Origin of the sequence: Corynebacterium sp. MSK012 (assembly GCF_030232435.1) — a bacterium.
Lineage (GTDB): Bacteria > Actinomycetota > Actinomycetes > Mycobacteriales > Mycobacteriaceae > Corynebacterium > Corynebacterium jeikeium_D.
Genome location: NZ_JASPJU010000011.1, coordinates 26330 through 50669, shown reverse-complemented (window position 1 = coordinate 50669; position 24340 = coordinate 26330). Strand labels below are relative to the sequence as shown.

Here is a 24340-nt window from a genome sequence, read left to right as displayed (position 1 = left end):
ACGGTCACTTTCTTCAGGGAATATTACCGAGAGCTTGTACATTTAAGCCTCGTTCACATCTGTCCGGGCATCACGACGCTCGCGGGTCTGCTCCGCCCTGGCCGCCAGATCAGCATCGCCGGGGTAATCAACACCTACCAGGCTGAGCCCACGCGCCTCTGCCACCGGGACCAACGGGGAACGCTTCTCTTCACTCAACAACTGTTCAGTGAATCCAACCGCACGTCGCCCCTCACCGACACTAAGGCAGGCCCCAACCAGTGAGCGCACCATAGACCAGCAGAACGCGTCGGCAGTCACATGGGCCTCGTACAGCTCTGGTTCTTCCCGCGTAGATACGTCGAACCACTGGAACTGCTGTAAATCTCTAGTGGTCGTCGCATGCGGCTTGTGTCGGCAAAAAGCGGCAAAGTCATTGAGCCCCAGTAGGGCATCAGCCGCCACCTGCATGCGGTTGATGTCCACTGACCGCCGCCAGTGGGCCGTATCGCGAGCACGGGTAGGAAGCGGGCCACTGACGCAACTAGTGACACGGTAGACATAGTGCCGACGTAACGCGGAAAAACGGGCATCGAAACCCGGGGGCGCAAACGAGGTGCCTCTAAGCGTCACGTCCGCGGGCAATAGTCGCGCTACACGACGAACCAAATTACCCGGATCCCCTGCGATAGAACGTGTGTCTAAACAGGCGACAGGAACATCTGCGTGAGCCACCTGCCCGGAGGCATGGACACCAGCATCTGTACGACCGGCCACAGTCAGTTGCACTGGAGTGCGCAACACCTTCTCCAGAGTGGATTCCAACGTCGCCTGCACAGTCCGCACCGGTTCTCCCGTTGGCTTATCGCGCTGAGAAGCCCAACCGTGGAAACCTGTCCCGTCATAGGCAATGTCAAAACGCAACCGAACCAGGTCGGAGTCGGTGCTCCCCATAGCGGCACGATCGGGAGAATCGCACGGGGTATCCGGAGTCGTTGGAGTAAGTGATGTCACGGTTAACAGATTGTAGCCGGGACCCCGGATTAGAGAATCAGCAGTTTCCACCGCAGGGTCTCCGTATAGCTCTCAATGTTGGTGCGTAATCCGTCGGTGTAACCGGAGGCAGAACTGGGGACGGGCGCTATGCACCGTCGTCAAGCACAAAGAACCCCCGGAAGAGCGTTCAGATATGAACTGCTCAACGGGGGTTCAAAGCTGTGAAGGCCAGAAGCCGTCGGCGAGGGGAATTACTCCTCCTCTGCAGCCTCAGCCTCAGTAGCCTCAGCCTCTTCGGCCTTTGCCTCTTCAGCCTGCTTGGAAGCAGCAGCGCGAGTTGCGCGAGTTGCCTCAGCAGTTGCGGTCTCTTCCTCAACCAGAGCGATCAGAGAGATCGGGGCATTGTCGCCCTTGCGGTTACCCAGCTTGATGATGCGGGTGTAGCCGCCGTCGCGATCAGCGAACTGCGGACCGATCTCGTCGAACAGCTTCTTAACTGCGTAGTTGTCGTTAAGCAGCTTTGCAACGTTGCGGCGATCTGCGAGAGTGCCGCGCTTTGCCTTGGTGATCAGCTTCTCAACGTACGGACGCAGCAGCTTGGCCTTGGTGTCGGTGGTCTTAATCTTGCCGTGCTCGATGAGCTGCTTCGCGAGGTTGGCCAGAATCTTCTTCTGGTGCGAAGCGGAGCCGCCGAGACGGGAACCCTGCTTAGGGGTAGGCATAGGTATCTCCTCGTTTTAATGAAGTCGCGTCGGTGAACTACTCGTCGTAGCCAGCGCTTGCGCCATCAGTCCAGTCAGCGTCATCGCCCGAGGCAGCGTCCAAATCAGCGACAGCAGCCGGGTCGAAGTTGTTCGGGGAATCCTTCAGAGCGAGGCCAAGCTCAGCGAGCTTCTCCTTGACCTCATTGATGGACTTGTCACCGAAGTTGCGGATATCCAGCAGATCCGACTCGGTACGAGCAGCGAGCTCACCGACAGTGTGGATCTCCTCACGCTTGAGGCAGTTGTAGGAGCGCATAGAGAAGTCCAGATCCTCAATCGGAGTCTGGTACGCAGCGACATCCTCAGCCTCGCGCGGGCTCGGGCCAATCTCGATGCCCTCAGCAGCCTCGTTCAGCTCACGTGCCAGACCGAACAGCTCAACCAGAGTCTTGCCTGCCGACGCCATTGCGTCGCGGGCGGTGATCGAGTTCTTGGTCTCGACATCGATGATCAGCTTGTCAAAGTCGGTGCGCTGCTCAACACGAGTAGCCTCCACCTTGTAGCTGACCTTCAGAACTGGCGAGTAAATCTGGTCCATCGGAATGCGGCCGATTTCGCCACCGGAGTTCGGGGTCGCCGGCACGTAGCCACGACCACGCTCAACGATCATCTCAATATCCAAGCGACCGGAATCGTTGAGAGTAGCAATGTGGTGATCCGGGTTATGAATCTCCACACCAGCTGGGCACTCAATGTCTGCAGCGGTCACCGCGCCTGCACCTTCGCGACGCAGGTAAACGGTAGCCGGCTCATCGAACTCGCTCGAGAGCACCAGACCCTTGATGTTCAGGATGATGTCGGAGACATCTTCCTTCACGCCCGGGATAGTGGTGAACTCGTGCAGCACACCGTCAATGCGGATGCTGGTGACTGCAGCGCCCGGAATGGACGACAGCAACGTACGACGAAGAGAGTTACCGAGGGTGTAACCGAAACCCGGCTCCAGCGGCTCAATGACGAACCGGGAGCGAGAGGAATCAATGTAGTCCTCAGTCAGCGTTGGGCGCTGGGAAATGAGCATTTTCGAAAATCCTCCAGGTGGCGACCGCTATATGACGCCATAGGGAATGAATGGATGCAAGCGAAGTTGGTTATTACTTCGAGTAGAACTCGACGATCAGCTGTTCCTGAAGCGGAATGTCGATCTGTGCGCGTTCCGGGGTCTGGTGCACGAGGATGCGCAGGGACTCAGGAACAACCTGAAGCCATGCCGGGACGACAGCGTCGACCAGGTTCTCCTGTGCCTCTTCGAACCAAATCATCTTCTGCGACTTCGGGCGCACGTCGATGATGTCGTACTGGCTTACCTGGAAGGACGGCACGTTGATCTTTTTACCGTTAACGGTGAAGTGGCCGTGGGAAACCAGCTGACGAGCCTGGCGACGGGTACGAGCCAGACCAGCGCGGTAGACAACGTTGTCGAGACGCGACTCCAGCAGGACGACGAGGTTATCGCCAGTCTTGCCCGGACGACGGTGAGCCTCGGCGTAGTAGCGACGGAACTGCTTCTCCATCACGCCGTAGGTGAAACGTGCCTTCTGCTTCTCCTGGAGCTGGAGCAGGTACTCCGACTCCTTGATACGAGCGCGGCCAGCCTGCCCCGGAGGGTAGGGACGACGCTCAAAGTTCATGTCGCCACCGACGAGGTCGACGCGGAGACGACGGGACTTACGGGTTGCGGGACCGGTATAACGGGCCATTTCTGTTCTCTCCTTACCCTATTCCTAGACGCGACGACGCTTCGGCGGACGGCAGCCGTTGTGCGGCTGAGGGGTCACATCCGAGATCGAGGACACCTCAAGGCCAGCGGCCTGGAGGGAACGGATGGCGGTTTCGCGGCCCGAACCCGGACCCTTAACGAAAACGTCAACCTTCTTCATACCGTGCTCCATGGCCTTACGAGCAGCGTTCTCGGCGGCCATCTGAGCAGCGAACGGAGTGGACTTACGAGAGCCCTTGAAACCGACGTGACCAGAGGAGGCCCACGAGATAACAGCGCCCTTCGGGTCCGTGATGGACACGATGGTGTTGTTGAAGGTGGACTTGATGTATGCGTGGCCCTGAGCCACGTTCTTCTTTACAACGCGACGGCCGGTACGACGGCCGCGTGCGGACTTCGGAGCTGCCATGTTTTACTTCTTCTTTCCGGCGATCGTCTTCTTCGGACCCTTACGCGTACGAGCGTTGGTCTTGGTGCGCTGACCACGGACTGGCAGGCCACGACGGTGGCGCAGACCCTGGTAGGAACCAATCTCAATCTTGCGGCGGATATCAGCCTGAACCTGGCGGCGGAGGTCACCCTCGACCTTCCAGGTAGCTTCAATCACGTCACGCAGCGCAGCAACCTGCTCATCGGTGAGAGCGTCGGTGCGCAGATCCGGAGAGATGCCGGTCTTCTCCAGCAGCTCATTGGCACGGGCGGGGCCGATGCCATAGATGTAGGTAAGAGCGACCTCCATACGCTTGTTGCGTGGCAGGTCAACTCCAGCAAGGCGTGCCATACGGCAATTTCCTTCCGGTTGATGCGGTGGTTTACTCCACTGCCATCCTTCCCAGACCCGGCTTACTCGGTCGGACGCCGAGTCGCGCAAGTGTTATAGAAAGGCTCCAGCCACCGTTGCCGGAGGTATTCTCGCTTACTTCTGTGGAAAAGCTTTCATAAAGAACCGCCGCGCCGAACTGCTGAGACACCAGGTCTCAACATCACGCGGCCGTCACCAGAAGCAGCTAGGACGGTGGAGTTTCTGTCTAGTTAGTAAATAAGCCCATAACCACTACCAACAGTGGTCAGGTCGATTTACTTGTAGCGGTAGACGATTCGCCCACGCTCGAGATCGTACGGAGAAAGCTCCACTACGACTCGGTCTTCCGGGAGAATACGGATGTAGTGCTGGCGCATCTTGCCACTGATATGGGCGAGCACCTTGTGCCCGTTGTCCAGCTCCACTCGGAACATCGCGTTCGGCAAGGGCTCGACGACGCGACCCTCAACCTCAATTGCGCCTTCCTTTTTAGCCATGTCCTCCACGTCTCTCTGGCGGATACCCGGGACAATCCCGGCACCAGTTGGGAAATCTCTACTCTGCCTGGTGTTTTAGCAGTTCCGTGCAGGGATAATCATCACTGCAGCGACACTGCGCCCACACCATCGCCCAACTTTACACGCGACCTGCGTTTTTACCAAATACGACCACTATGGGACCGGTTGCAAGCGACGGCAGGCGGATTCGCTCCACGCGCTCAGAATTCATCGCAGCCTTTATGGCAACATTCTGACCTTTCGCGTGGCCCTCACGCACTAGTTATTAATATCGAGGAGTCAAAATACGGGGGCCGTCCGCCGTGGCGGCAACTGTGTGCTCCCAATGGGAGGCCGGCATTCTATCGGCGCTGACGACCGTCCAGCCGTCGTCAAGCTCATCACTACCCCACTCGCCGCCGAGAATGAGCATCGGTTCAATGGCCAATACGGAGCCTTCGACGATGCGGGGCCCCTTTCCTGCTTTGCCTTCGTTGGGAAGGAAGGGATCCATGTGCATCTCGCGCCCAATGCCGTGCCCGCCGTATCCATCGACGATGCCGAGTTCAATATCGTGGCGCAGTTCAGCCTCACGGGTGGCCATTTCAAGCGCATACGAAATATCGGTGAGGCGAGCGCCCGGCACCATGGCCTTAATACCTTCGGCGAGGACCTCTGATGTTGCAATGTTCAGTTTTTCGACATCGTCACTCAGCTTTCCGACGCCGAAAGTAAGTGCCGAATCGCCGTGCCAGCCATCCAGGATTGCGCCACAGTCAATTGAGACTAAATCACCATCGGCGAGAACCGTAGACGAAGACGGAATGCCGTGGACAATCACTTCGTTCACTGATGCGCAGACAGATGCCGGGAAGCCTTCATAGCCAAGGAAGGACGGCGTTGCGCCAGCATCGATAATGACCTGGTGCGCAATCTCATTGAGATCTGCCGTGGTGACCCCTGGCTTAGCGGCATCTCGGCAGGCTAGCAATGCACGACCGACGATCTCGCCGGCCGCTTGCATCGCATCCAATTCTCCCTCGGTGCGGGCAGGAACTACTTTGCGGCGGCGTCGAAAACTCATCACGCTGGTTGAGTCTACTCTGCCCCAGAAGGGAACCACCGGCTAGCTGTACCCCGCCACCTACGAGGGCGCCGCTCGGATCGCTGCCACTTCCGAGAAATTTACACCCAAAGATGAGCTGCCCTACGATAACTGGCATGCATTCACTGTTGAAGTCCGCGCAGACTGCGGGCGTTGTTATTGCTGCCAGCTCGCTTTTCCTGATTAGCGCATGCTCAAGCAACCCCGAACCGTCGCCAGCGCCGACTGTCCCCTCCACTTCCCCTGCCACGGAATCGCCGGAGGCCCCTGGAAGCACCTCGGGTTTCATGGGCGCCTCTGCACTGCCTGAGTCGATCCAAAACTTCACACCTGATGCAATTAAGGAGGCGATTGGCAGCTGCGTCGAGTCGGATGACTCTAAACCCGTCATTTTTGGCAGCGAGAGCGTGCATGGCTTCACCTGCGTAATGGCAGTTGGCGACGGTGGCACCGCAATGCTCAGTACGGCCGAGGACCCGGCCACTGTCGAGCGCATTAACGAAAAGGCTGAGTCCGTCGAAAACTACGCACCATACGAGCTACCCGGCAAGCACGCATTTAGCGGTATCAACAAGGGGTCCCCTTTCGTAATGGTTATCGACGAGGATAACCGCATCTACCAAGAGTTCGTTTTCGCGAATATTGGCGCCGAGGCCGCACAACCGCTTATCGACGAAATCATTCAGGACTTCCAGTAGCCCTCACTATCGGCTGCCCCCGCCCCACCCCAGCCCCAACAGCCACACACAAAAGCCGCCCTTCCAAACCTCAACGGTTCGAAAGGGCGGCTTCAACAACCATCTACAACCGGCAAACCCATCGGCCCCAGCCAGCGAAAAAGCTAGAGCGTCTAGTTACCCGGTGTGCCAGGAGCCTAGTTCAGCTTCTCCAGCTCAGCCATCGTGCGCTCGTTAATCTCCTCAACGGATCCCTCAGCGGCAATCTTGATGATCTTCTCCGAGTAGTAATCCAGCAAAGGAGCGGTCTCATTGGTGTACACATGCATGCGGTTGCGGATGACCTCTTCAGTGTCGTCTGCGCGACCACGGGCCAGCATGCGCTCGACGACGACATCCTCAGAAACGTCGAACTGTACGACCGCATCCAGCTCAGTGCCGAGGTTGGACAGCAGACGCTTCAGCTCTTCTGCCTGACCAACAGTGCGTGGGAAGCCATCCAACAGGAACCCCTTGGCAGCGTCGTCCTCATTCAGACGGGACTCGACCATACGCACAGTCACGTCGTCCGGAACAAGGTTGCCGGCGTCGATGTAGGACTTCGCCTCAATGCCGAGCGGAGTGCCTTCACCGATGTTTGCGCGAAACAGGTCACCGGTGGAGATGTGCGGGACACCGAGCTTCTCCGAGAGGATAGCTGCCTGAGTGCCCTTGCCTGCACCGGGAGGACCTACAAGTACGAGTCGCATTACTTCAAGAACCCTTCGTAGTTACGTTGCATCATTTGGCTTTCAACCTGCTTGACCGTCGTCAGCGCAACACTGACCAGAATCAGCAGGGCTGTACCTCCAAACATACCGCCTGTACCGGAGTTCGCGTCGCCAAGCCCCATATCAAGAGCGACATTTGGCAGAACAGCAATCAGCGCCAGGTACAGCGAGCCGACAGTCAGCAGGCGAATCAGGACGTAGGACAGGTATTCAGCAGTCGGACGTCCCGGGCGGAAGCCCGGAATGAATCCACCGTATTTCTTCATGTTCTCCGCCTGCTCGTGCGGGTCGTACTGCACGGAGGTGTAGAAGAAGGAGAAGAAGATGATCATCAGGAAGAACAGCAGAATGTACTGCCAACTGGACGGCGCCAGCAGGTACTGAATGACATTGCGCTGCCACCAGTTGTCCATGTTCGGATTCGACTGACCGGACTGAACAATCTGGGTAATCAGAACCGGCACGTAAATCAGAGAGGACGCGAAGATGACAGGGATAACACCGGCCTGGTTCACCTTCAGCGGCAGGTAGGTGGAAGATCCGCCGTACTGGCGACGACCAACCATGCGCTTTGCGTACTGCACCGGAATACGGCGCTGTCCCTGCTCAATGAAAATAACGCCGATGATGAGAATCAGCACGGCAACAATCACGGTGGCGAACACGACACCGGTAGTGGAGCGCAGAATGTTCGCTCCCTGCGCCGGCATACCAGCGGCGATACCGGAGAAAATCAGCAGCGACATACCGTTGCCGACGCCTCGGTCAGTGATGAGCTCACCCATCCACATGACCAGCACGGCACCGGAGGTCATCACAACGACCATCACCACGAGGTCAAAGACACCCGCATCCTTAACCAGCAGCGACTGCGAGCCACCCAACAGGGCACCTCGGTCTGCCATGGCCACAATGCCTGCAGACTGCAGCAACGCCAACGCCACTGTGAGGTAGCGGGTGTACTGGGTCATCTTTGTCTGACCCGACTGCCCTTCCTTCTTCAACTGCTCGAAGTGTGGAATCACCACCGTGAGCAGCTGGACGATAATCGAGGCCGTAATGTACGGCATAATGCCGATGCCGAAAATCGCCATCTGCAGCAGAGCGCCACCTGAGAACAGGTTAATCAGCGAGTAAACGCTGGACTGATCTTTCGAAATCTGCTCGAGCTGCGCGTTGACCAACTGGTAGTCGATACCAGGGCTTGGAATCTGCGAGCCGATTCGGTACAGAATGATCATCGTCAGAGTGAAGAAGATCTTCTTACGCAAATCGGGATCGCGCAACGCCGCAATGAGACCGGAAGCCACGTGCATCCTCCCGAGGTCAAGAAATCCGCTTCTCCCACGCTTTTCCCGAAAGACTTACCCGCTTATCCGCCAGTAGTCTCCCGTTTTAGTTAAGCAACGCGGATGACGTATTCCTCAAACCTTTAATTGACAGTATTTGACGTAGTGAGTCTACCAGCGTTTCTCCACATCGTCGCAATACACCTCCATATCACCGTTAGTACAGCGCCCCGCCAATCACCTCTTTTCGCTTGACGACGATCCCAGCGCCCCCTCCCCTCTGAGCCCACGCCCCCTCACTGTGCCTCACCCAATTTTCCCAGACAAAACTTGAACAGTGTTAAAGTTTTGCTCTGTGAGTACCTACAGCATCCGCATGCGATCCAGCGCCGATGGCTGCCATATCTCTGGCGCTGAGCGTCTTGCACCGGCCGTCGAACTACCTCAGCTGGCTTCTGCAATGACTAGCCGTGCACTTCACCACGGCAAGGGTCGAGCCGACACAATTCACATCACTGTGGACAAGGTTGAAGAGTCGACTATCGGCACCGTGTCCGCGTTGACTCCCTTTCTAGAGTCGAACCCCAGCCCTGAGGACGCACGCAATCTCATTGCTCAACGCCTACACGCTGCAGGCATACAGGCAGCCGATATTGCCGTCGAGATGGCCTATTCACTCACAGGTCTCCGCGGCGCCGCTCTCATCGATGCCTCCTCCGGCGAGCGGCTCGACCCAAACCCTGCCCGCGGTGTACGGGTTTCCACTTTTGATGCCATCTCGCACCCCAGTAAGGACTGCACCAAGAATCATTTTCACGAGGCGCTCATCCTCGCATCTAAGGTTCACAGCGCCCCGGGTATCGTCGCAGAAATCTGCCTCTCCGATGACCCCTTTTACACGCGGGGATATCTGGCGCTGGACGGAATCTTTCACCGTATCCCCAATATCAAGGACCACGGCAGCACTCTTGGTACTCGCATCTTCATCGTTGAACCCGGCACCGATATCCCCGAGCTAATCGATTACCTGGAGAACGCGCCGGTCTACGTCGAGCTCCCAGCTGACGCCAGTTCCTCGCCGGACGTGACCGCCCCCAACAGCGACCTCTCAGCAATCGCCGCCCAAAGGAACTCGGCCTGGGCCGCTGAAGGGCTTGCCCGCACACTGCGCACTTTCGAAACCGGACAACTGCCACACAGCCGAATTGACGGAACCGACTATCTACTGTTTTCTTCTTCGGACTACCTTGGCCTGTCCACGCACCCTGAACTCATCTCAGCTGCCACCGAGGCAATTGGACATTTCGGCACCGGGTCCGGCGGCTCTCGCCTGACCACCGGCACTAGCATCCACAGCGCACTTGAGAATGAACTGGCGCAGTTCTTCGGTTTCGACGATGCCGTTCTCTTTGCGACTGGCTACCAGGCGAACCACTCAACCATCGCTGCCATCGCCACCGCCGACGTGGAAATCTTCTCCGACGCCGCCAACCATGCTTCCATCATCGACGGGTGCCGCAATGCCCGAGCTAACGTCACGGTCTTTCCACATGCTGACTACCAGGCACTCGACCGTCTCCTCGCAGCATCGAGCGCCCGCCACAAGCTTGTCATCTCCGACTCCGTGTTCTCTATGTCAGGCGAGGTCATCGACGGCCCCGCACTCGAGCGCACCTGTCGCCGTCACAACGCATGGTTGATGCTTGACGACGCCCACGGCGTCGGCGTTATCGGAGAGCAAGGCCGTGGCACCGCAGCGCACCTGGGCATTCACCCGGACATTGTGGTCGGCACCGCGAGCAAGGCTCTCGGTGTCGAAGGAGGATACGTTCTCTGCTCCGCACCAGTTGGCGACCTGCTACGCAATCAAGCCCGTAGCTTCGTGTACTCAACGTCGATGAACCCCGGTTCCGTCGCAGCTATCCGCGCCGCGTTGAAGCAGTTGGAGGCTGGGGACGTCGTCAAGCGATTGCAGCGTAATATTGCGCGCGTCCGCTCCCTGGTTGACGCACAGTCAGACCCCGCATCTGCAATCATCCCACTGCCCGTTGGCGACGAGGCCGAAGCGATGGACGCCTCAGCACGGTTGGCGGAGCTAGGCGTGTACATACCTGCGATTCGCTACCCGACGGTTCCCCGTGGTGAGGCAATGTTGCGATTGACCATTACCGCGCTCCATACGGACGCTGACATCGACCGACTGGAGCAGGCTCTGCGCCACACCGGCCTGCTGTAAGCGGGCGGTTTGCGCTGCCCTCCCCTCCCCTTTCCTCCCCCTCAATACAAAAAGAGCTCTTAACCACTTGGGTTAAGAGCTCTTTTGTTAAAGCTTAAATGCTTTAGGCCTCAGTGACAGAGCCGCCTGCAGCCTCGATCTTGGACTTTGCGGAGCCCGAGAACTTGGTTGCGGTGACGTTGACGGAGACGTTGATGTCGCCGTCGCCGAGGACCTTCACCGGCTGGTTAGCGCGGACAGCGCCCTTTGCAACCAGGTCGGCGATGGTGACGTCGCCACCGTTCGGGAACAGACGCTCCAGATCCGAAACGTTGACCACCTGGAAGGTGACCTTCGCCGGGTTCTTGAAGCCCTTCAACTTCGGCAGACGCATGTGAAGTGGCATCTGGCCACCCTCGAATGCTGCCGAAACCTGCTTGCGGGCCTTGGTGCCCTTGGTGCCGCGACCAGCGGTCTTACCCTTGGAAGCCTCACCACGGCCGACGCGAGTCTTCTTCTTCTTAGCACCCGGAGCCGGGGCCAAGTCGTGGAGCTTAATTGGTTCGCTCATGGTTTACCTACTCCCCCGCTACTTCTTCAACCTCGACCAGGTGACGCACAACGTTCACGAGACCGCGCACAGCCGGAGTATCCGGGCGAACGGCGGAATCGTTGATGCGCTTCAGGCCGAGGGTGCGCAGCGAATCCTTCTGGTTCTGCTTGGTACCAGCGGTACCACGGACCTGGGTAATCTTCAGTGCCATGGAAATCACGCTCCCTGACCTGCGCGTGCGCGCAGCATACGTGCTGGGGTGACCTCTTCGAGGGACTTGCCACGACGTGCGGCGACCTCTTCAGGGCGAACCAGCTGCTTGAGGGCATCAACGGTTGCGTGAACAACGTTGATGGAGTTGTTGGTACCCAGCGACTTGGACAGAACATCCTGAACACCGGCGCACTCGAGAACCGGGCGGACAGCGCCGCCGGCAATCAGACCGGTACCCGGAGCAGCCGGGCGCAGCAGGACGATGCCAGCAGCGGTCTCACCCTGAACCGGGTGGGTAATGGTGCCAGCAATCATCGGGACGCGGAAGAAGTTCTTACGAGCCTCTTCAGCACCCTTCTGGATAGCTGCCGGTACTTCCTTGGCCTTGCCGTAGCCGACGCCGACCATGCCCTCGCCGTCACCGACGATGACCAGAGCGGTGAAGCTGAAGCGACGACCACCCTTGACGACCTTGGAAACTCGGTTGATAGTTACTACGCGCTCGATGTACTGCGAACGCTCGTCCTGCTGGCGACGGTCGTTACCGCGGCCACCACGACGGTTGTTGTTCTTGTTGTCAGCGGAGTTACGTCCGCCTTCGCGCTTATCGCGTTCCGACATCACGCATTCCTTCCGTTGGACTTGTAAGTGCGCATTAGAACTTCAGACCACCTTCACGGGCAGCCTCGGCCAGAGCAGCAACGCGGCCGTGGTACTGGTAGCCACCGCGGTCGAAAACAACCTTCTCGATGCCAGCATCCTTAGCGCGAGCAGCAATCAACTCGCCGACCTTGGCGCTCTTGGCCTTCTTGTCGCCCTCGAAGCCACGGAGATCTGCGTCCAGAGTGGAAGCAGCTGCCAGGGTACGACCGATGGAGTCGTCGATAACCTGAGCGGTGATGTGGCGGGAAGAGCGGTGCACGACGAGGCGCGGTGCCTCGGAGGTGCCGCGGACGTTCTTGCGCAAGCGTGCGTGACGGCGGGCGCGGGCGACACGACGACGAGTCGAGATGTCCTTGCCTACCGGGAGGCGCTTTTCGTTGGTGTTGCTCATTACTTACCCGTCTTTCCGATCTTGCGACGGATCTGCTCGCCATCGTAACGAATGCCCTTGCCCTTGTAAGGATCATCCTTACGCAGACGACGGATGTTAGCTGCGAGCTGTCCGACCTGCTGCTTATCAATACCTGTGATCGACAGCTTGGTGGTGCCGTCGACGTCGAAGGTGATACCTTCCGGTGCTTCGATCAGGACTGGGTGCGAGTAGCCCAGGGAGAACTCGAGGTCCTTGCCCTTCTTGGCGACACGGTAACCGACACCGAAGATTTCCATCTTGATGGTGTAGCCCTCGGTCACACCGACAACCATATTGTTAATCAGCGAACGGGACAGACCGTGCAGGGAGCGGCTCTTACGGTGGTCATCCGGGCGGTTGACCACAATCTCATTGTCCTTCAGCTCAACGGTAATTGGAGCCGGGATAGAGACAGACAGCTCGCCCTTCGGGCCCTTGACGGAAACGTCCTGGCCGTTGACCTGGGCAGTAACGTTTGCCGGGACAACGACAGGGTTCTTACCAATACGAGACATTGTGTAGTTCCCCCTTTACCAGACGTAAGCGAGGACTTCCCCGCCAACCTTCTTCTCGTAAGCCTGACGGTCAGTCAGCAGGCCCTGAGACGTGGAGATGATAGCCACGCCCAGGCCGCCGAGGACCTTCGGCAGGTTAGTGGACTTTGCGTAAACACGCAGACCCGGCTTGGAGACGCGACGCACGCCAGCGATCGAACGCTCGCGGGACGGACCGTACTTCAGGTTCAGGGTCAGGGTCTTGCCGACCTTGGCATCCTCGACTGCGTAGTCCGCAATGTAACCCTCAGACTTGAGAATCTCGGCGATGTTAGCCTTCAGCTTGGACGACGGCATCGAGACAGAGTCGTGGTACGCGTTGTTAGCGTTGCGCACGCGCGACAGCATGTCGGCGATTGGGTCAGTCATGGTCATGGTTAGTGACCGCTTCCTTTCTCGCTGCGGTTCCTTCCCACCTCGTGGCTAACTCCAATGACCGCGCAAACAGCAACTGTCACACGGCAAAAGCTTAAGTTGGAGCGATTTCCAATATCGTGATTCCGGCGATTTAAGGGCTACTGTTCGCCAACTCGGTTCAATAGCCGAGTCAGCTCGCCACCCAGGTGACGCCAGAGACGATGCGAGGCGAGGGGCCTACAGCAAAGTTCTTACATTTTTACTGCCGCACCTCTTATAGAGGGCAGACCTGGTGATACTAACAAATACAGGCCGAAATGCAAAAACGCCGCAGACGGACGTTAGTCCGCTCGCGGCGTGAAGCCCCACCAATTAACAGTGGAACTCAATTCCTAGCCGACATGGCGCCGGCTAGAGGAAATTAGTAGAGCTGGTCGGCGATGATGTTACCCATTGCCTTTTCACCAGCCACCGTCGGGTGGTTGGTCATCGGACCCATCACCGGGTCTGCGAAACCGGCGACGAAGCGCTCATCCGGGTTCGGGTTGCAGGTACCGTGGCCGAGGGTTGCCTCGTAGACGTCAATGAAGCCGGCACCTACGTGGTGAGATGCGGAGCGAATGCTGTCACGGAATGCACCCTGGATCTCGCTGGCACCCGGTGCCGGGATCGGGAAGGTCTGGTTCGGGGTGTTCACCAGGCACAGCTGGTCATCAGTGGCGTACTCAGGGTACGACGCCAGGACGACCTGAGCGCCCGGGGCAACCTGGTGGACGCGGTCAGTGAACTGACGCAGCGTCTGCTTGAACGCGGAAGGAGCCTGCGGATCCGGCTTTGCGACAAGCTCGCCTGCCACGTCAACCCACTGGACCCAGTCCATGCCGCCGTACATCAGGACAACCTTCTCGGTGCCCTCTCCGATGTCGCCGTACTGGATGGAAGCCTCCAGGTATGCGAGGAGCTGACCCGGGAAGCCGCCAAGACCGTTACAGGACCAGTCACCCAGGGACTTGTTCAGCTTCGTAGCTGCGATCTTCGGCCAGTTTTCCATGTCGGTAGCGCAGTTGGCGACCAGTACGTTCTGCCCCGGCGCCAGGCCACGCGGGCCACCCTTACCGGCATTAGCGGTGAAGGAGTCACCGAAGGTGACGATCTGCTTGACGCCCTTCGGGCCGGTGTCGCCGAGACCCGGAATCGGAATGTTCGGCATTTCCGGCTGTGCGTTGGCGGCACCTGCACCCAAGCTCAGACCCAGAGCCGCAACAGTTGCAATAGCAGCCGAGCGGACGGCCACGGAGAAGTTCTTCATGTAGTTAATCCCTTTGCGTTTTAACTTAAGGACCGCACTGTGTAGAACCACTGGCTCAATCACACAGAGGCTGAAGTCACTTAAGTCTTGCCCAAATTGATAACGACCACAATGCATTTTGGCGGCCGTCACTATGACGAATGGCAGTTTACAACGAAATCATCACAAACGCCTAACTTTCAACTGAGAAACCTTGTGGCTTTACTAATTTTCAACCCCCAAAAAGGGTCAACTTTCACACCAGTAACACTGGTAACTTCTACGCAGGCCCCGCACAGCAACCTCACTCCCCCACGAACATAAGCACCTAACAGAGCAGCAAAAAGCCCCGGAGGCCGAGCGGCATCCGGGGCTTCAGGCAAAAGCTACCGAAGAGGCAAAACTACTTCTTGAACGGGAAGCCCAGCTCGCGCAGCAGCGCGCGGCCTTCCTCGTTGTTGGTAGCGGTGGTCACGACGGTGATGTCCATACCGCGCGGGCGGTCGATCTTGTCAACGTCGATCTCGTAGAACATGGTCTGCTCAGACAGGCCGAAGGTGTAGTTACCGTGACCATCGAACTGCTGATCAGACAGACCGCGGAAGTCGCGGATTCGCGGCAGAGCCACGGTCAGCAGACGATCCAGGAACTCCCACATACGGTCGCCACGCAGGGTGACGCGAGCGCCGATGGCGTCGCCTTCACGAAGCTTGAAGTTAGCGATCGACTTGCGAGCACGACGGGTCTCTGGCTTCTGACCGGTAATCAGAGTCAGGTCGTTGATAGCACCGTTGATCTGCTTCTTGTCCTGAGCAGCAGCGCCGACGCCCATGTTGACGACGACCTTGGTGACGCCCGGAATCTGCATGACGTTCTCGTAGGAGAACTCTTCCTGCATCTTGCCGCGAATCTCATCGCGGTAACGGGCCTTCAGACGAGGGGTGTAATTTTCGCTCATGCTTAGATGTCCTTCCCGGTACGGCGGGAGATGCGAACCTTCTTGCCGTCCTCATCGAAGCGGTAACCGACGCGAGTCGGGGTACCATCTTCGTCGACCAGCATGACGTTCGACACGTGAATCGGAGCTTCCTGAGTGACAATGCCACCCGAGGAAGCGCCGCGCTCCGCAGCGGAGTTTGCAACGTGCTTCTTGATACGGTTAACGCCCTCGACCAGGACCTTGTCGCGCTTCGGGTAGGCCTCGATGACCTTGCCCTGAGCACCCTTGTCCGGACCGGAGATAACCAGCACGGTATCGCCCTTACGGATCTTCACTTAAATCACCTCCGGTGCGAGCGAGACAATCTTCATGAACTTCTTGTCACGCAGCTCACGCGCGACCGGGCCGAAAATACGGGTGCCCTTTGGCTCACCGTCGGCCTTGATGATGACAGCTGCATTCTCGTCGAACGAGATGTAGGAGCCATCCGGACGACGGGTCTCCTTCTTCGCACGGACGATAACTGCCTTAACAATTTCGCCTGCCTTGACGTTGCCGCCCGGAGTAGCTTCCTTGACAGTTGCGACAATGGTGTCGCCAATGCCAGCGAAGCGTCGGGTCGAGCCACCGAGAACGCGGATGCACAGAATTTCACGTGCACCAGTGTTGTCGGCAACGCGCAGACGGGATTCCTGCTGAATCACTGCGTTTCTCCTGACCTGGTTGCATTGTGCGTCAGATTTCCGTCCTAAACGCACGCGGTCTTTATGTCTTGCGTTTACGCTTTACGACGGAAGCACCTGCTAGAGGTAGCTTTCCTATCGCTTTGACCTCGTGCTTACTACGGTTCTAGACCGTTGAGAGCAGCACGCAGTCGCTTCGCGCAACCTGTGTATTATGGCACGTTCGTGCGGGACAACAAAATCCCTTAGTTTCATGCCCCCAACATGGTTTATGCCTTGTGCGGCAACCCTATACTGAGACAGTGACAAATCAACATTCCGGGAGCGCTCAGACACAGCCAGCACAGACGCTGCCGGTATCGCTACTTGCCGGCTTGGCCTTATTATCCGCCGCCGCCCCGTTCGGCGCAGATACATATCTGGCATCCTTCGTGGAGATTGCACGCGAGTTCTCCACGACCGAGTCGATGGTTCAGCTCACGCTGACAACCTTCATGATTGGCATGGCTGCTGGACAGCTCGTCATTGGCGCTCTCTCCGATAGTTTGGGCCGCAAGAAGCTGCTTCTCATTGCGACTTTGGTGTTCTTGGGCTCGTCAATCCTCTGTGCAGTAGCACCGAATATTGGCACGCTTATTGCAATGCGCCTGTTCCAGGGGTTAGCTGGTGGCTCCACAGTTGTTCTGGCTCGTTCTGTAGTACCAGACCTCTTGACGGGCAAGGCATCAGCGAGAGCTTTCTCCACGCTGATGGGCATTTCCTCCATCGCCCCGGCAATCGCTCCCCTTGTGGGCGGTTTTCTAGGCCCCACATTCGGCTGGCGCAGCGTGTTCTGGTTTCTCGCAGCCATCAACGTCGCGATGGTCGCGATTGTGATCCTGATGGTTCCGGAAACCCTGCCGCCTGAGCGACGCTCCACAGGCGCTCTGCGCAATCTCCTGCCCAATATTGGCAGGCTGCTGCGGCGGCCAGTATTTGTCGGCTACTTGTTGGCTTTCGCTGGTGGCTTCTCGGTGATGTTTTCCTATATCGCTGCGTCACCCTTTATCTTCCAGGAGCTGCTGGGGCTAACCCCTACTCAGTTTTCTCTCGTGTTCGCATCCAATGCAGCGATGTTGACATTTGTGTCAGTCCTCAACGGAAAGATGATCAACCGGCTTCATCCCCGCAAAGGCATTTTAGTTGCCCTTACGGTCATGCTCGTGACGTCGATAGGCCTGATTATTAATGCCCTCGTCGGGATTACCTTCTTCACTACTTGGCTGTTGCTGTTCATTACGGTACCGATGATGCCGCTGATCTTCGCCAATGCCACGGCACTCGGAATTGAGGAGGTTCGAGATATCGGAATTGGCTCAGGTTCCGGTCTGATGGGCTTCACACAGTTCCTCGCGGCCGCCACGGTTTCCCCGCTGGTGGGGCTTGGTTCCAATCTGCCCCTCTCGATGGCTATTTCGATGTTGACCTGTGCATTGATTGCGCTGACCGCGGTGTTGACATTGACGCGCGCCGGCCTCCACAAACGCTCACACCGACTGACATAAGAGCCCTGCTCAAGAAACTCGGCACTCTAAGACTCCGGCGAAGCTCAAAAACTAGTCAACATAGCTGGTCTTCGTCTGGTTCAACCAGGCGTAGACCGCGCCGATTCCCAGGCCACCACCTACGAAGTTGCCCAGCCACACGGCCACCCAGTTAACAGTAATGTGCAGACCATCGAAGCCTGCAGGATGCGGATCAGCGAAAAAGGCCAAGGAAAACAACGAGAAGTTCGCAATCACGTGCTCGAGTCCGAGCCCGACGAACACTGCAATGATCGGCAGAATCACAACGAACTTCGAAATGATTTCTTTGGCTTGAAGTGCACCTAGGACAGCCATATTGACCACGAAGTTCGCACCCATGGCCTCTACGAAAGCGCCGAAGAACGGCTTGGCCAGCTTCCCCTCAGTCAAGGTGGAAATCAGATGTGTGTCATCAATCCCACCGAGCTTGGCGCTCTGGCTGAGCACCAGCGCCACAATCGCCGCACCGATGAAGTTGTAGAACGTAGCGACGGCCACCATTCGAAAGGCCACTCCCCACGCCATGCGTCCGCGTGCGGCGGACCAGGACACAAACATCATGCTGCCGGTCGCCAGCTCTGCACCGAGCACCACAATGGCGAACAGCCCAAGCCCGAATAGGCACGCAAAGACCAGTCCCCCAGTCCCCGGCGCGACGCCCTCTGCCACTTGTCCAGCGACCGCTGCAAAGGCCGTCCCGAGCGTCAGGTACATACCCGCCAGGACCGCTCGCACGGCAAATCGTCCGTAGTCCTGCGTCAACAGTTCCTGTTTCTTGTCGCCAGCCGTATCCAGCGTTTCGTATAGCGTCACCGCCGAAGCCTTTCCCTGCGTGCCGTTAATTGCAGTTATTCGCATAAAAGAATAACGACAGGCTGACGCGGAATCGCAACCGCTTTACGACGGTCACAGCGCCCTACCCCCCTTAGGCGCTGCAACCAGGAACTGCGATTCACCGTCGAAGAGAGGCAGATTTACTTCTTTTCTCCGGTACCAGCAGGTGCAGCAGCAGTTTCTGACTTCGGCTCGTCCTTAATCTTTGGGTCGACCGTCAAAAGCGGTGCCCCAAACGAAATTGGCTGGCCATCGCGGAAGCCTTCAGCCGGCAGCACAGGGCCGGTCTTCTTCGAGTTGGAAATAACGACAGGCGTAGTTACCGGGTATCCAGCAGCCTTGATTGCGTCGATATCGAACTCAGCCAAAGTATCACCCTGCTGAACTTCGTCGCCTTAACATCGAAGATGGCAATCATCGTCGAGGCAATGGCCGAAGCACCCATGCCGATGTAAAACGGCCAGCGCAAACGTAGGTTCACACCGAAGATGGCCGGCTCGGTAATACCGAATAGCGCCGACATACCGGAGGCGCCAGCCAGACCTTTAAGCTTCTCACTCTTGGCCAGGAAGTACACTGCCAGCGCGGCACCACCTTGGACAATATTGGCCATCGATGCCGTCGCGAAAATGAACGAGCCGCCCTGGTCCCACAGCATGTACTCGATTGGTGAGAAGGACTGGTGCAGACCAGTGATGACAATTGGCGAGTAGACCAAGCCGAACAAGAAGCCACCCACAGGTCCCGCGAATTCGTACAGATTTGCAAGACCAATACCCAGCCATTCACCTGCAGTGCGCAGTACTGGACCAATGGCGGCAAAGGTGATGAAACCAGTGATGAGCAACGTCAACAGTGGTGTCAGCATGAAGTCGACAGTGCCCTTGAGACGCTTATGGAAGAACTTCTCAATCGTTGCGAGAATCCATGAGATAACCAGAATCGGCAAGATGAATCCCACCCTCTGGGGCGGAGGCGTCAAGCGCGCGCACCCGATTCTGCGACGGAATGCGGCGACCGTCTGCCTTCAGATTGCCGGTATAGAAGAGCCACACATCATCGCCATCAACAACCGCGCTGCCCGAATAACAACCATGCTTGTCATAGGGCATGCCTGGATACAGCGCATCGGGGTGATGACGCCACCGCTCGGCTGTCGTGAGCGACGCGGACGCATGTCCCCACCCAGTTCTCTTCGGCGCATGTGGAAAGCATGGATCATGCTGGTAGAACACATGCAGTGTCTCGCCGTCCACGAAAAGGCCATTCGGGTCATTCAGTCGGCCCTGTGGCGGTGACAGATGGTAATTCGACCGATAGGTCATACCCCTCCCCCCCCGATATTATTGAAGTCATGGCTATTTGTGTTTGCGGCGAAGGTCTGGTTGACCTCGTTCCGGTATCTCCTGGCAGCCTCAATAACCACGTGCCGGCGCTAGGCGGAGGCCCCTACAACGTCGCGGTTACGGCCTCTCGCCTCGGTGCGGATGTTATTTTCCAGTCCCGCCTGTCCACAGATGGTTTCGGAAATGAGCTGGTCAAGCACTTGGAAAACGAAGGGGTCGACACCTCTTACGTTCAGCGTGGCCCAGAGCCGACCATTCTGGCGGTAACCACCATCCACGACGATCGCTCTGCAACGTACACCTTTTACACCGACGGCACGGCCACCCCGTTGGTGGAGCCGAAGCACATCGATGCGAATATCGCATGCTTCGGCACCCTGTCACTGGCGCTAGAACCAGGTGCCAGCCGGTACGCGGAATTGCTCAAACAGTTCGCGGCCAATGGCACCCTGGTCGCTTTGGATCCAAATATTCGCCCCATTTACGCAACGGATGCACACCGCGAATTCCTCATGAGCTTGCTCCCCTACGTCAATTTGTTGAAGCTCTCGGACGAGGAAGTCGAGTTCCTTGGCGAAGAGGCGCTGACTAAAGTTCCGGCCGCCGTCATCACCCGAGGTGGCGATGGGCTCACTTTGCTTGCCGACGGAAACCGCATCGATGTCCCAGCCGTCAACGCGAATGTCGTTGACACCATCGGTGCTGGGGACACAATTATGGGCGCACTTTTGGCGCAAATTGAGGAACGAGGTCTGACGGCAGCTGACCTGACTTCCGTATCACCAGATCAGTGGCGCGAGATTCTGCACTATGCGGCCGCCGCGGCTGCCATCACTGTGTCCCGCAAGGGAGCGCAGCCGCCGACGAAAACCGAAGTCGAAGAACTCCTGGCTAAAGATTCCTAGTCCGCGCTGCTTAGCCCGCTCTATTTAGCTCGCTCAAGCACTGCAACCAGGAACTGAGACTCTTTGTCAAAGGGACGAAGATCCCACGTGGAATAACGCTGAATCACGGTGAGCCCAGCCTCCTGCGCAGTGGTTTCAAAATCGGCAAAGTCCCAACCACGGCCAGCGCCGAAGCCGATAATGGCACGACCGCTCTCCGGATTCAGCACCTCCGCGAAGCCCTGCAGTACCTTCGCGCGGTCTTCTGGCGCTACGAAAGTGAGCACATTGCCGGGGCAAATGATGACGTCGAAGGCGGATGCCGTGTCATCGTGGGGTGTGTTCTCCAGCCCGTCGTCAAGCACATGCGGCAATTGCGCCAAGTCCCCTACCAACCACGTCGCATCCGGGAACTGTCGCTTTGCCTCGTCGATGAGATAGGGGTCGACGTCGACACCGACGACTCGATGACTAGCCTTCGCCAGGTAACCGCCGACGCGCCCCTGCCCACAGCCGGCATCCAGGATTCGAGCGTGGCGTGGCGCCATTGCATCCACCAACCGCGCCTCGCCGTCAATATCGCGGCCCTCGCGCACGAATCCCCGCCAGCGGTTGGCGTAGCGGCGGGAATGCTGCGGATCGGCGGCGATAATTTCTTTCCAAGTGCGGTGATTATGGTTGCCATTGTTCATGGCCACCATTATGGCGCGGTTGGTCTCTTTTCTATACCGCCGACGTCCCCTGCGCGACGGGACTAGATTCCCAAAACCGACTTAGCAATCAGGAAGTAGATGATCAGGCCGGAGGCATCAACAAGCGTGGTAATGAACGGGTTAGCGAAGACCGCCGGGTCAATACCGAACTTCTTACCAATCAGCGGCATAATGCCGCCGACAGTTGCCGCGAGAGTACAAATACCCAGCAGCGTCAGACCAATCACTAGGCCGATGTCCCAGCCGTAAACCAAGCCAGCCAATAGCAGGCCGAGAGTACCAAGCAATAAACCGAGGAAGGCACCGACTCTCACCTCGCGGAGAATGACTTTGAATATATCGCGGGGTTGGACATCCCCCAGCGCCAACGCACGCGTAATCGTGGTTGCTGCCTGGTTACCGGTATTGCCACCTGTACCGATCAGCAGCGGCACAAATACCGAGAGAACCACCATCTGAGAAAGAGTCTCTTCGAAAGTTTCCAGGACTTGCACGGTCAATGTTGCACCGATAGCAAGCACGAGCAGCCACACCACACGAGAGCGAACAATCTCGAAAATGGGCGTCGCGAGATAGGGCAAGCGCAGAGGCTCAGAACCGGAAATACGAGCTTGGTCCTCGGAGTCTGCCTCTTCCAGAATCCGGAGGGCGTCGTCGACCGTGAGCAGACCGATAACACGCTGCTCGCTGTCGACAATCGGCAGAGCTAGGCGCTTACGATCAGCGCACATGCGGGCTACCTTCTCTTCGGATTCGGTCGCCTCTGCGTAATCGGCCTTCCGCAAAATCGCCGCAACATGGATATCACTGCTGGCGCGCATCAGTTCACGAAGGCTAACCACGCCCACCAGCCGACGGTTCCGGTTCGACACCGGCAGCGTGTAGATGGATTCGGCATCATCCAGATGCTTGTAGACGGTCTCCAGAGCCTCCCCCACCGTCATATCGTCGTGAAGCGACACCAGCTCCGGGCTCATCCGACGCCCAATGGAACCATCGGGGTAACCGAGGACGATGTTGGTTAGCTCTCGCTCGTCATCCGGCAGATCGGCAAGCAGTTTTGCAGCGACAGACGCAGGAAGCTCGTCGAGCAGCTCTGCTCGATCGTCCGGTTCCATCTCCGCGAAAACTGCGGTGACTTCAGGATCACGGAGACTGTCAATCAGGTGCGCCTGCAGAGCCGAGTTCAGCTCATCGAAGGTTTCAACCGCCGTGTCTTTCGGCAGTGTGCGGTAGAACAGCGCACGTTCCCCATGGCTGAGGCGGCGCATCTTTCGAGCGGCAGCCTTGGGCTCAATATCAGTTAAGAGCCGCGACAGCGTAGCCACGTCATGTGAGCGAAGCGCGGACTCGAGATCTCGATCATCAATCCTGGTCACGTCAGTAGTCACCGAACTTCTCCCCTCACAAAGCACAAATCCTGGCCAATGCTATCAGAGATAAAAACCCATCAAACCTGGACTGAGAGGACTAGAAATACGAAGGAACATGGCTTTCTAAAAAAACAAAACCCCGCCACAGAAAACACTTTCGTGTTTCCCGCGGCGGGGTTCTCGTCGTAAAGCCCAAGCTGATTGCTCAGCTGACGGGTCTTACTTAGCCTTCTCGATGATCTCGATCAGGCGGTAGTGCTTGTCCTTGGAGAGCGGACGGCACTCTTCGATGCGGACGCGGTCGCCCACGCCAGCCTCTTCGTTCTCGTCATGCGCCTTGACCTTAGAGTTCGTGCGCATGATCTTGCCGTACAGGGCGTGCTGCTTGCGGTCCTCGAGCTCGACGACGATGGTCTTCTGCATCTTGTCGGACACGACGTAACCGGTGCGCACCTTGCGTGCGCCAGCCTCGGTGGTGTTCATGTTTTCCTCACTCATGCTGCATCACCATCGGTTGGTGCAGCAGACAGGCCGAGCTCGCGCTCACGCATAACGGTGTAAATGCGAGCAATATCCTTGCGGACAGTGCGGAGACGGCGGTTGTTGGTCAGCTGACCGGTAGCGCTCTGGAAACGGAGGTTGAACAGCTCCTCCTTAGACTCCTTGAGCTTGGCAACCAGGTCATCGTTATCCAGCGAGCGAAGCTCGTGGGCGGGAATGCCGTTCGACATCAGTACTGATCCTCCTTCCGAACGATTCGGGTCTTAATCGGCAGCTTAGCGCCTGCGCGCTTCAGTGCCTCGACAGCAGTTGCCTCGTCCGGGTAGGACATCTCGAACATGATGCGACCCGGCTTGACGTTTGCTACCCACTTCTCGACCGGGCCCTTACCGGAACCCATACGAACACCCAGTGGCTTCTGGGTCAGCGGACGGTCCGGGAAAATCTGGATCCAGACCTTACCACCACGCTTGACGTGGCGGTTGATAGCAATACGCGCTGCCTCAATCTGACGGTTGGTGATGTAGGCCGGCTCGAGAGCCTGGAGACCGTAGTCACCGAAAGTCACCTTGTTGCCGCCCTTGGACATACCAGAACGGGTCGGGCGGTGCTGGCGACGGAACTTAACGCGCTTCGGGATGAGCATG

The 24340-nt window shown here is 57.9% G+C and carries 31 protein-coding genes and 3 pseudogenes; 5 read left to right on the top strand and 29 right to left on the bottom strand.

What is annotated here, in order from left to right; all coding sequences use genetic code 11:
• Positions 1–42: 42 nt before the first annotated feature.
• The 8 genes from QP977_RS08730 to map form a co-directional block, all read right to left on the bottom strand.
• The gene (locus QP977_RS08730; protein ID WP_049190414.1) at positions 43–933 is read right to left on the bottom strand and encodes a tRNA pseudouridine synthase A; all 891 of its coding nucleotides are present in this window, start codon (positions 931–933) and stop codon (positions 43–45) included.
• Positions 934–1226: 293 nt separating this feature from the next.
• Positions 1227–1697: a 50S ribosomal protein L17 gene (gene rplQ, locus QP977_RS08725; protein ID WP_016422080.1), complete on the bottom strand. Its 471-nt coding sequence runs from the start codon at positions 1695–1697 to the stop codon at positions 1227–1229.
• 37 nt (positions 1698–1734) lie between these two features.
• Positions 1735–2760, bottom strand: coding sequence for a DNA-directed RNA polymerase subunit alpha (locus tag QP977_RS08720; RefSeq protein ID WP_016422079.1), 1026 nt, complete (start codon positions 2758–2760; stop codon positions 1735–1737).
• A gap of 73 nt (positions 2761–2833) precedes the next feature.
• Positions 2834–3439 carry a 30S ribosomal protein S4 gene (gene rpsD, locus QP977_RS08715; protein ID WP_005509964.1) on the bottom strand — a complete coding sequence of 202 codons (606 nt, stop codon included), beginning with the start codon at positions 3437–3439 and terminating at the stop codon, positions 2834–2836.
• Positions 3440–3463: 24 nt separating this feature from the next.
• Positions 3464–3868 carry a 30S ribosomal protein S11 gene (gene rpsK / locus QP977_RS08710; protein WP_016422078.1) on the bottom strand — a complete coding sequence of 135 codons (405 nt, stop codon included), beginning with the start codon at positions 3866–3868 and terminating at the stop codon, positions 3464–3466.
• A gap of 3 nt (positions 3869–3871) precedes the next feature.
• Positions 3872–4240 carry a 30S ribosomal protein S13 gene (rpsM, locus tag QP977_RS08705; RefSeq protein ID WP_005509836.1) on the bottom strand — a complete coding sequence of 123 codons (369 nt, stop codon included), beginning with the start codon at positions 4238–4240 and terminating at the stop codon, positions 3872–3874.
• Between the two features lie 296 nt (positions 4241–4536).
• Positions 4537–4758, bottom strand: a complete 222-nt coding sequence (gene infA / locus QP977_RS08700; protein WP_016422077.1) for a translation initiation factor IF-1 — start codon at positions 4756–4758, stop codon at positions 4537–4539.
• A gap of 286 nt (positions 4759–5044) precedes the next feature.
• Positions 5045–5842, bottom strand: coding sequence for a type I methionyl aminopeptidase (gene map / locus QP977_RS08695; protein ID WP_070438101.1), 798 nt, complete (start codon positions 5840–5842; stop codon positions 5045–5047).
• Positions 5843–5979: 137 nt separating this feature from the next.
• Between map and QP977_RS08690 the strand changes: the two genes are divergently transcribed.
• On the top strand, positions 5980–6561 hold the full coding sequence (locus QP977_RS08690) for a hypothetical protein (protein WP_049190408.1): 582 nt from the start codon (positions 5980–5982) through the stop codon (positions 6559–6561).
• A 176-nt stretch (positions 6562–6737) separates the two neighbouring features.
• On the opposite strand, the gene QP977_RS08685 is transcribed toward QP977_RS08690, so the two are convergent.
• Both QP977_RS08685 and secY read right to left on the bottom strand, forming a co-directional pair.
• Positions 6738–7289, bottom strand: a complete 552-nt coding sequence (locus QP977_RS08685; protein ID WP_005509947.1) for an adenylate kinase — start codon at positions 7287–7289, stop codon at positions 6738–6740.
• On the bottom strand, positions 7289–8626 hold the full coding sequence (gene secY / locus QP977_RS08680) for a preprotein translocase subunit SecY (protein ID WP_042388411.1): 1338 nt from the start codon (positions 8624–8626) through the stop codon (positions 7289–7291). The genes QP977_RS08685 and secY overlap by 1 nt, the downstream gene beginning before the upstream one ends.
• A 349-nt stretch (positions 8627–8975) precedes the next feature.
• On the opposite strand from secY, the pseudogene QP977_RS11055 reads away from it, so the two are divergent.
• Together QP977_RS11055 and QP977_RS11050 are read left to right on the top strand one after the other, a co-directional pair.
• Positions 8976–9635: pseudogene (locus QP977_RS11055) on the top strand (6-carboxyhexanoate--CoA ligase); the annotation flags it as partial.
• Positions 9636–9683: 48 nt separating this feature from the next.
• Entirely contained in the window at positions 9684–10835 is a 1152-nt protein-coding gene (locus QP977_RS11050; RefSeq protein WP_370449630.1) for an aminotransferase class I/II-fold pyridoxal phosphate-dependent enzyme, read from the top strand.
• A gap of 103 nt (positions 10836–10938) precedes the next feature.
• Here the strand turns inward: QP977_RS11050 and rplO are convergent, their stop codons facing one another.
• The 10 genes from rplO to rplN all read right to left on the bottom strand — a co-directional run bounded on the left by rplO (position 10939) and on the right by rplN (position 16498).
• A complete protein-coding gene (rplO, locus tag QP977_RS08670; protein WP_016422071.1) occupies positions 10939–11385 on the bottom strand; it encodes a 50S ribosomal protein L15 in 447 nt (148 codons plus the stop codon).
• Between the two features lie 7 nt (positions 11386–11392).
• Complete coding sequence (gene rpmD / locus QP977_RS08665) at positions 11393–11578, bottom strand: 50S ribosomal protein L30 (RefSeq protein WP_005509843.1); 186 nt, start codon at positions 11576–11578, stop codon at positions 11393–11395.
• Between the two features lie 5 nt (positions 11579–11583).
• Complete coding sequence (gene rpsE / locus QP977_RS08660; protein ID WP_005510059.1) at positions 11584–12201, bottom strand: 30S ribosomal protein S5; 618 nt, start codon at positions 12199–12201, stop codon at positions 11584–11586.
• A gap of 34 nt (positions 12202–12235) precedes the next feature.
• Entirely contained in the window at positions 12236–12634 is a 399-nt protein-coding gene (gene rplR / locus QP977_RS08655) for a 50S ribosomal protein L18 (protein ID WP_005510009.1), read from the bottom strand.
• Positions 12634–13170: a 50S ribosomal protein L6 gene (gene rplF, locus QP977_RS08650; protein ID WP_005509895.1), complete on the bottom strand. Its 537-nt coding sequence runs from the start codon at positions 13168–13170 to the stop codon at positions 12634–12636. Before rplF ends, rplR begins: the two co-directional genes overlap by 1 nt.
• Before the next feature lie 15 nt (positions 13171–13185).
• Entirely contained in the window at positions 13186–13584 is a 399-nt protein-coding gene (gene rpsH / locus QP977_RS08645; RefSeq protein WP_005509822.1) for a 30S ribosomal protein S8, read from the bottom strand.
• A gap of 403 nt (positions 13585–13987) precedes the next feature.
• Positions 13988–14875 carry a GDSL-type esterase/lipase family protein gene (locus QP977_RS08640; RefSeq protein ID WP_070827573.1) on the bottom strand — a complete coding sequence of 296 codons (888 nt, stop codon included), beginning with the start codon at positions 14873–14875 and terminating at the stop codon, positions 13988–13990.
• Positions 14876–15257: 382 nt separating this feature from the next.
• On the bottom strand, positions 15258–15812 hold the full coding sequence (rplE, locus tag QP977_RS08635) for a 50S ribosomal protein L5 (RefSeq protein WP_005509901.1): 555 nt from the start codon (positions 15810–15812) through the stop codon (positions 15258–15260).
• A gap of 2 nt (positions 15813–15814) precedes the next feature.
• A complete protein-coding gene (gene rplX, locus QP977_RS08630; protein WP_005509963.1) occupies positions 15815–16129 on the bottom strand; it encodes a 50S ribosomal protein L24 in 315 nt (104 codons plus the stop codon).
• Complete coding sequence (gene rplN / locus QP977_RS08625) at positions 16130–16498, bottom strand: 50S ribosomal protein L14 (protein WP_016422069.1); 369 nt, start codon at positions 16496–16498, stop codon at positions 16130–16132.
• Between the two features lie 281 nt (positions 16499–16779).
• Between rplN and QP977_RS08620 the strand changes: the two genes are divergently transcribed.
• Positions 16780–18021, top strand: a complete 1242-nt coding sequence (locus QP977_RS08620; RefSeq protein ID WP_070827572.1) for a multidrug effflux MFS transporter — start codon at positions 16780–16782, stop codon at positions 18019–18021.
• 51 nt (positions 18022–18072) lie between these two features.
• On the opposite strand, the gene QP977_RS08615 is transcribed toward QP977_RS08620, so the two are convergent.
• The 4 genes and pseudogenes from QP977_RS08615 to QP977_RS08605 all read right to left on the bottom strand — a co-directional run.
• Positions 18073–18855 carry a formate/nitrite transporter family protein gene (locus QP977_RS08615; RefSeq protein WP_070549701.1) on the bottom strand — a complete coding sequence of 261 codons (783 nt, stop codon included), beginning with the start codon at positions 18853–18855 and terminating at the stop codon, positions 18073–18075.
• A 161-nt stretch (positions 18856–19016) separates the two neighbouring features.
• Positions 19017–19244 (bottom strand): hypothetical protein, encoded by a 228-nt coding sequence (locus QP977_RS11045; RefSeq protein WP_141698026.1) that lies wholly within the window; start codon positions 19242–19244, stop codon positions 19017–19019.
• A gap of 23 nt (positions 19245–19267) precedes the next feature.
• Positions 19268–19834 (bottom strand): annotated as a pseudogene (locus QP977_RS08610) (PTS transporter subunit EIIC); the annotation flags it as partial.
• A pseudogene (locus QP977_RS08605) lies at positions 19818–20201 on the bottom strand (glycoside hydrolase family 32 protein); the annotation flags it as partial. The pseudogenes QP977_RS08605 and QP977_RS08610, both read right to left, overlap by 17 nt.
• Positions 20202–20230: 29 nt before the next feature.
• Between QP977_RS08605 and QP977_RS08600 the strand changes: the two are divergent.
• Complete coding sequence (locus tag QP977_RS08600) at positions 20231–21127, top strand: carbohydrate kinase family protein (protein ID WP_070604479.1); 897 nt, start codon at positions 20231–20233, stop codon at positions 21125–21127.
• 20 nt (positions 21128–21147) lie between these two features.
• Here the strand turns inward: QP977_RS08600 and QP977_RS08595 are convergent, their stop codons facing one another.
• The 5 genes from QP977_RS08595 to rplP all read right to left on the bottom strand — a co-directional run bounded on the left by QP977_RS08595 (position 21148) and on the right by rplP (position 24339).
• Positions 21148–21807: a class I SAM-dependent methyltransferase gene (locus QP977_RS08595; RefSeq protein ID WP_284847257.1), complete on the bottom strand. Its 660-nt coding sequence runs from the start codon at positions 21805–21807 to the stop codon at positions 21148–21150.
• A 53-nt stretch (positions 21808–21860) separates the two neighbouring features.
• A complete protein-coding gene (gene mgtE / locus QP977_RS08590) occupies positions 21861–23210 on the bottom strand; it encodes a magnesium transporter (protein WP_069359389.1) in 1350 nt (449 codons plus the stop codon).
• A 201-nt stretch (positions 23211–23411) separates the two neighbouring features.
• Positions 23412–23690, bottom strand: a complete 279-nt coding sequence (rpsQ, locus tag QP977_RS08585; protein ID WP_042388398.1) for a 30S ribosomal protein S17 — start codon at positions 23688–23690, stop codon at positions 23412–23414.
• The gene (gene rpmC, locus QP977_RS08580) at positions 23687–23923 is read right to left on the bottom strand and encodes a 50S ribosomal protein L29 (RefSeq protein ID WP_005509851.1); all 237 of its coding nucleotides are present in this window, start codon (positions 23921–23923) and stop codon (positions 23687–23689) included. Before rpmC ends, rpsQ begins: the two co-directional genes overlap by 4 nt.
• Positions 23923–24339 (bottom strand): 50S ribosomal protein L16, encoded by a 417-nt coding sequence (gene rplP / locus QP977_RS08575; RefSeq protein ID WP_016422059.1) that lies wholly within the window; start codon positions 24337–24339, stop codon positions 23923–23925. Before rplP ends, rpmC begins: the two co-directional genes overlap by 1 nt.
• Between the last annotated feature and the right edge of the window lies 1 nt (position 24340).

What these genes read in the sequence shown, in the direction of transcription:
- secY (WP_042388411.1), bottom strand. Translation starts at nt 8,626, where the DNA reads ATGCACGTGGCTTCCGGTCTCATTGCGGCGTTGCGCGATCCCGATTTG.
- rpmD (WP_005509843.1), bottom strand. Translation starts at nt 11,578, where the DNA reads ATGGCACTGAAGATTACCCAGGTCCGTGGTACCGCTGGTACCAAGCAG.
- rplP (WP_016422059.1), bottom strand. Translation starts at nt 24,339, where the DNA reads ATGCTCATCCCGAAGCGCGTTAAGTTCCGTCGCCAGCACCGCCCGACC.
- rplE (WP_005509901.1), bottom strand. Translation starts at nt 15,812, where the DNA reads ATGAGCGAAAATTACACCCCTCGTCTGAAGGCCCGTTACCGCGATGAG.
- rpmC (WP_005509851.1), bottom strand. Translation starts at nt 23,923, where the DNA reads ATGTCGAACGGCATTCCCGCCCACGAGCTTCGCTCGCTGGATAACGAT.
- QP977_RS08600 (WP_070604479.1), top strand. Translation starts at nt 20,231, where the DNA reads ATGGCTATTTGTGTTTGCGGCGAAGGTCTGGTTGACCTCGTTCCGGTA.
- rplQ (WP_016422080.1), bottom strand. Translation starts at nt 1,697, where the DNA reads ATGCCTACCCCTAAGCAGGGTTCCCGTCTCGGCGGCTCCGCTTCGCAC.
- rplO (WP_016422071.1), bottom strand. Translation starts at nt 11,385, where the DNA reads ATGAGCGAACCAATTAAGCTCCACGACTTGGCCCCGGCTCCGGGTGCT.
- rplR (WP_005510009.1), bottom strand. Translation starts at nt 12,634, where the DNA reads ATGAGCAACACCAACGAAAAGCGCCTCCCGGTAGGCAAGGACATCTCG.
- rpsH (WP_005509822.1), bottom strand. Translation starts at nt 13,584, where the DNA reads ATGACCATGACTGACCCAATCGCCGACATGCTGTCGCGCGTGCGCAAC.
- infA (WP_016422077.1), bottom strand. Translation starts at nt 4,758, where the DNA reads ATGGCTAAAAAGGAAGGCGCAATTGAGGTTGAGGGTCGCGTCGTCGAG.
- rpsK (WP_016422078.1), bottom strand. Translation starts at nt 3,868, where the DNA reads ATGGCAGCTCCGAAGTCCGCACGCGGCCGTCGTACCGGCCGTCGCGTT.
- QP977_RS08640 (WP_070827573.1), bottom strand. Translation starts at nt 14,875, where the DNA reads ATGAAGAACTTCTCCGTGGCCGTCCGCTCGGCTGCTATTGCAACTGTT.
- rpsD (WP_005509964.1), bottom strand. Translation starts at nt 3,439, where the DNA reads ATGGCCCGTTATACCGGTCCCGCAACCCGTAAGTCCCGTCGTCTCCGC.
- QP977_RS08730 (WP_049190414.1), bottom strand. Translation starts at nt 933, where the DNA reads ATGGGGAGCACCGACTCCGACCTGGTTCGGTTGCGTTTTGACATTGCC.
- QP977_RS08595 (WP_284847257.1), bottom strand. Translation starts at nt 21,807, where the DNA reads ATGGTGGCCATGAACAATGGCAACCATAATCACCGCACTTGGAAAGAA.
- QP977_RS08720 (WP_016422079.1), bottom strand. Translation starts at nt 2,760, where the DNA reads ATGCTCATTTCCCAGCGCCCAACGCTGACTGAGGACTACATTGATTCC.
- rplF (WP_005509895.1), bottom strand. Translation starts at nt 13,170, where the DNA reads ATGTCTCGTATTGGTAAGAACCCTGTCGTTGTCCCGGCAAACGTTACT.
- QP977_RS08685 (WP_005509947.1), bottom strand. Translation starts at nt 7,289, where the DNA reads ATGCGACTCGTACTTGTAGGTCCTCCCGGTGCAGGCAAGGGCACTCAG.
- rpsQ (WP_042388398.1), bottom strand. Translation starts at nt 23,690, where the DNA reads ATGAGTGAGGAAAACATGAACACCACCGAGGCTGGCGCACGCAAGGTG.
- QP977_RS08690 (WP_049190408.1), top strand. Translation starts at nt 5,980, where the DNA reads ATGCATTCACTGTTGAAGTCCGCGCAGACTGCGGGCGTTGTTATTGCT.
- rpsE (WP_005510059.1), bottom strand. Translation starts at nt 12,201, where the DNA reads ATGTCGGAACGCGATAAGCGCGAAGGCGGACGTAACTCCGCTGACAAC.
- rpsM (WP_005509836.1), bottom strand. Translation starts at nt 4,240, where the DNA reads ATGGCACGCCTTGCTGGAGTTGACCTGCCACGCAACAAGCGTATGGAG.
- map (WP_070438101.1), bottom strand. Translation starts at nt 5,842, where the DNA reads ATGAGTTTTCGACGCCGCCGCAAAGTAGTTCCTGCCCGCACCGAGGGA.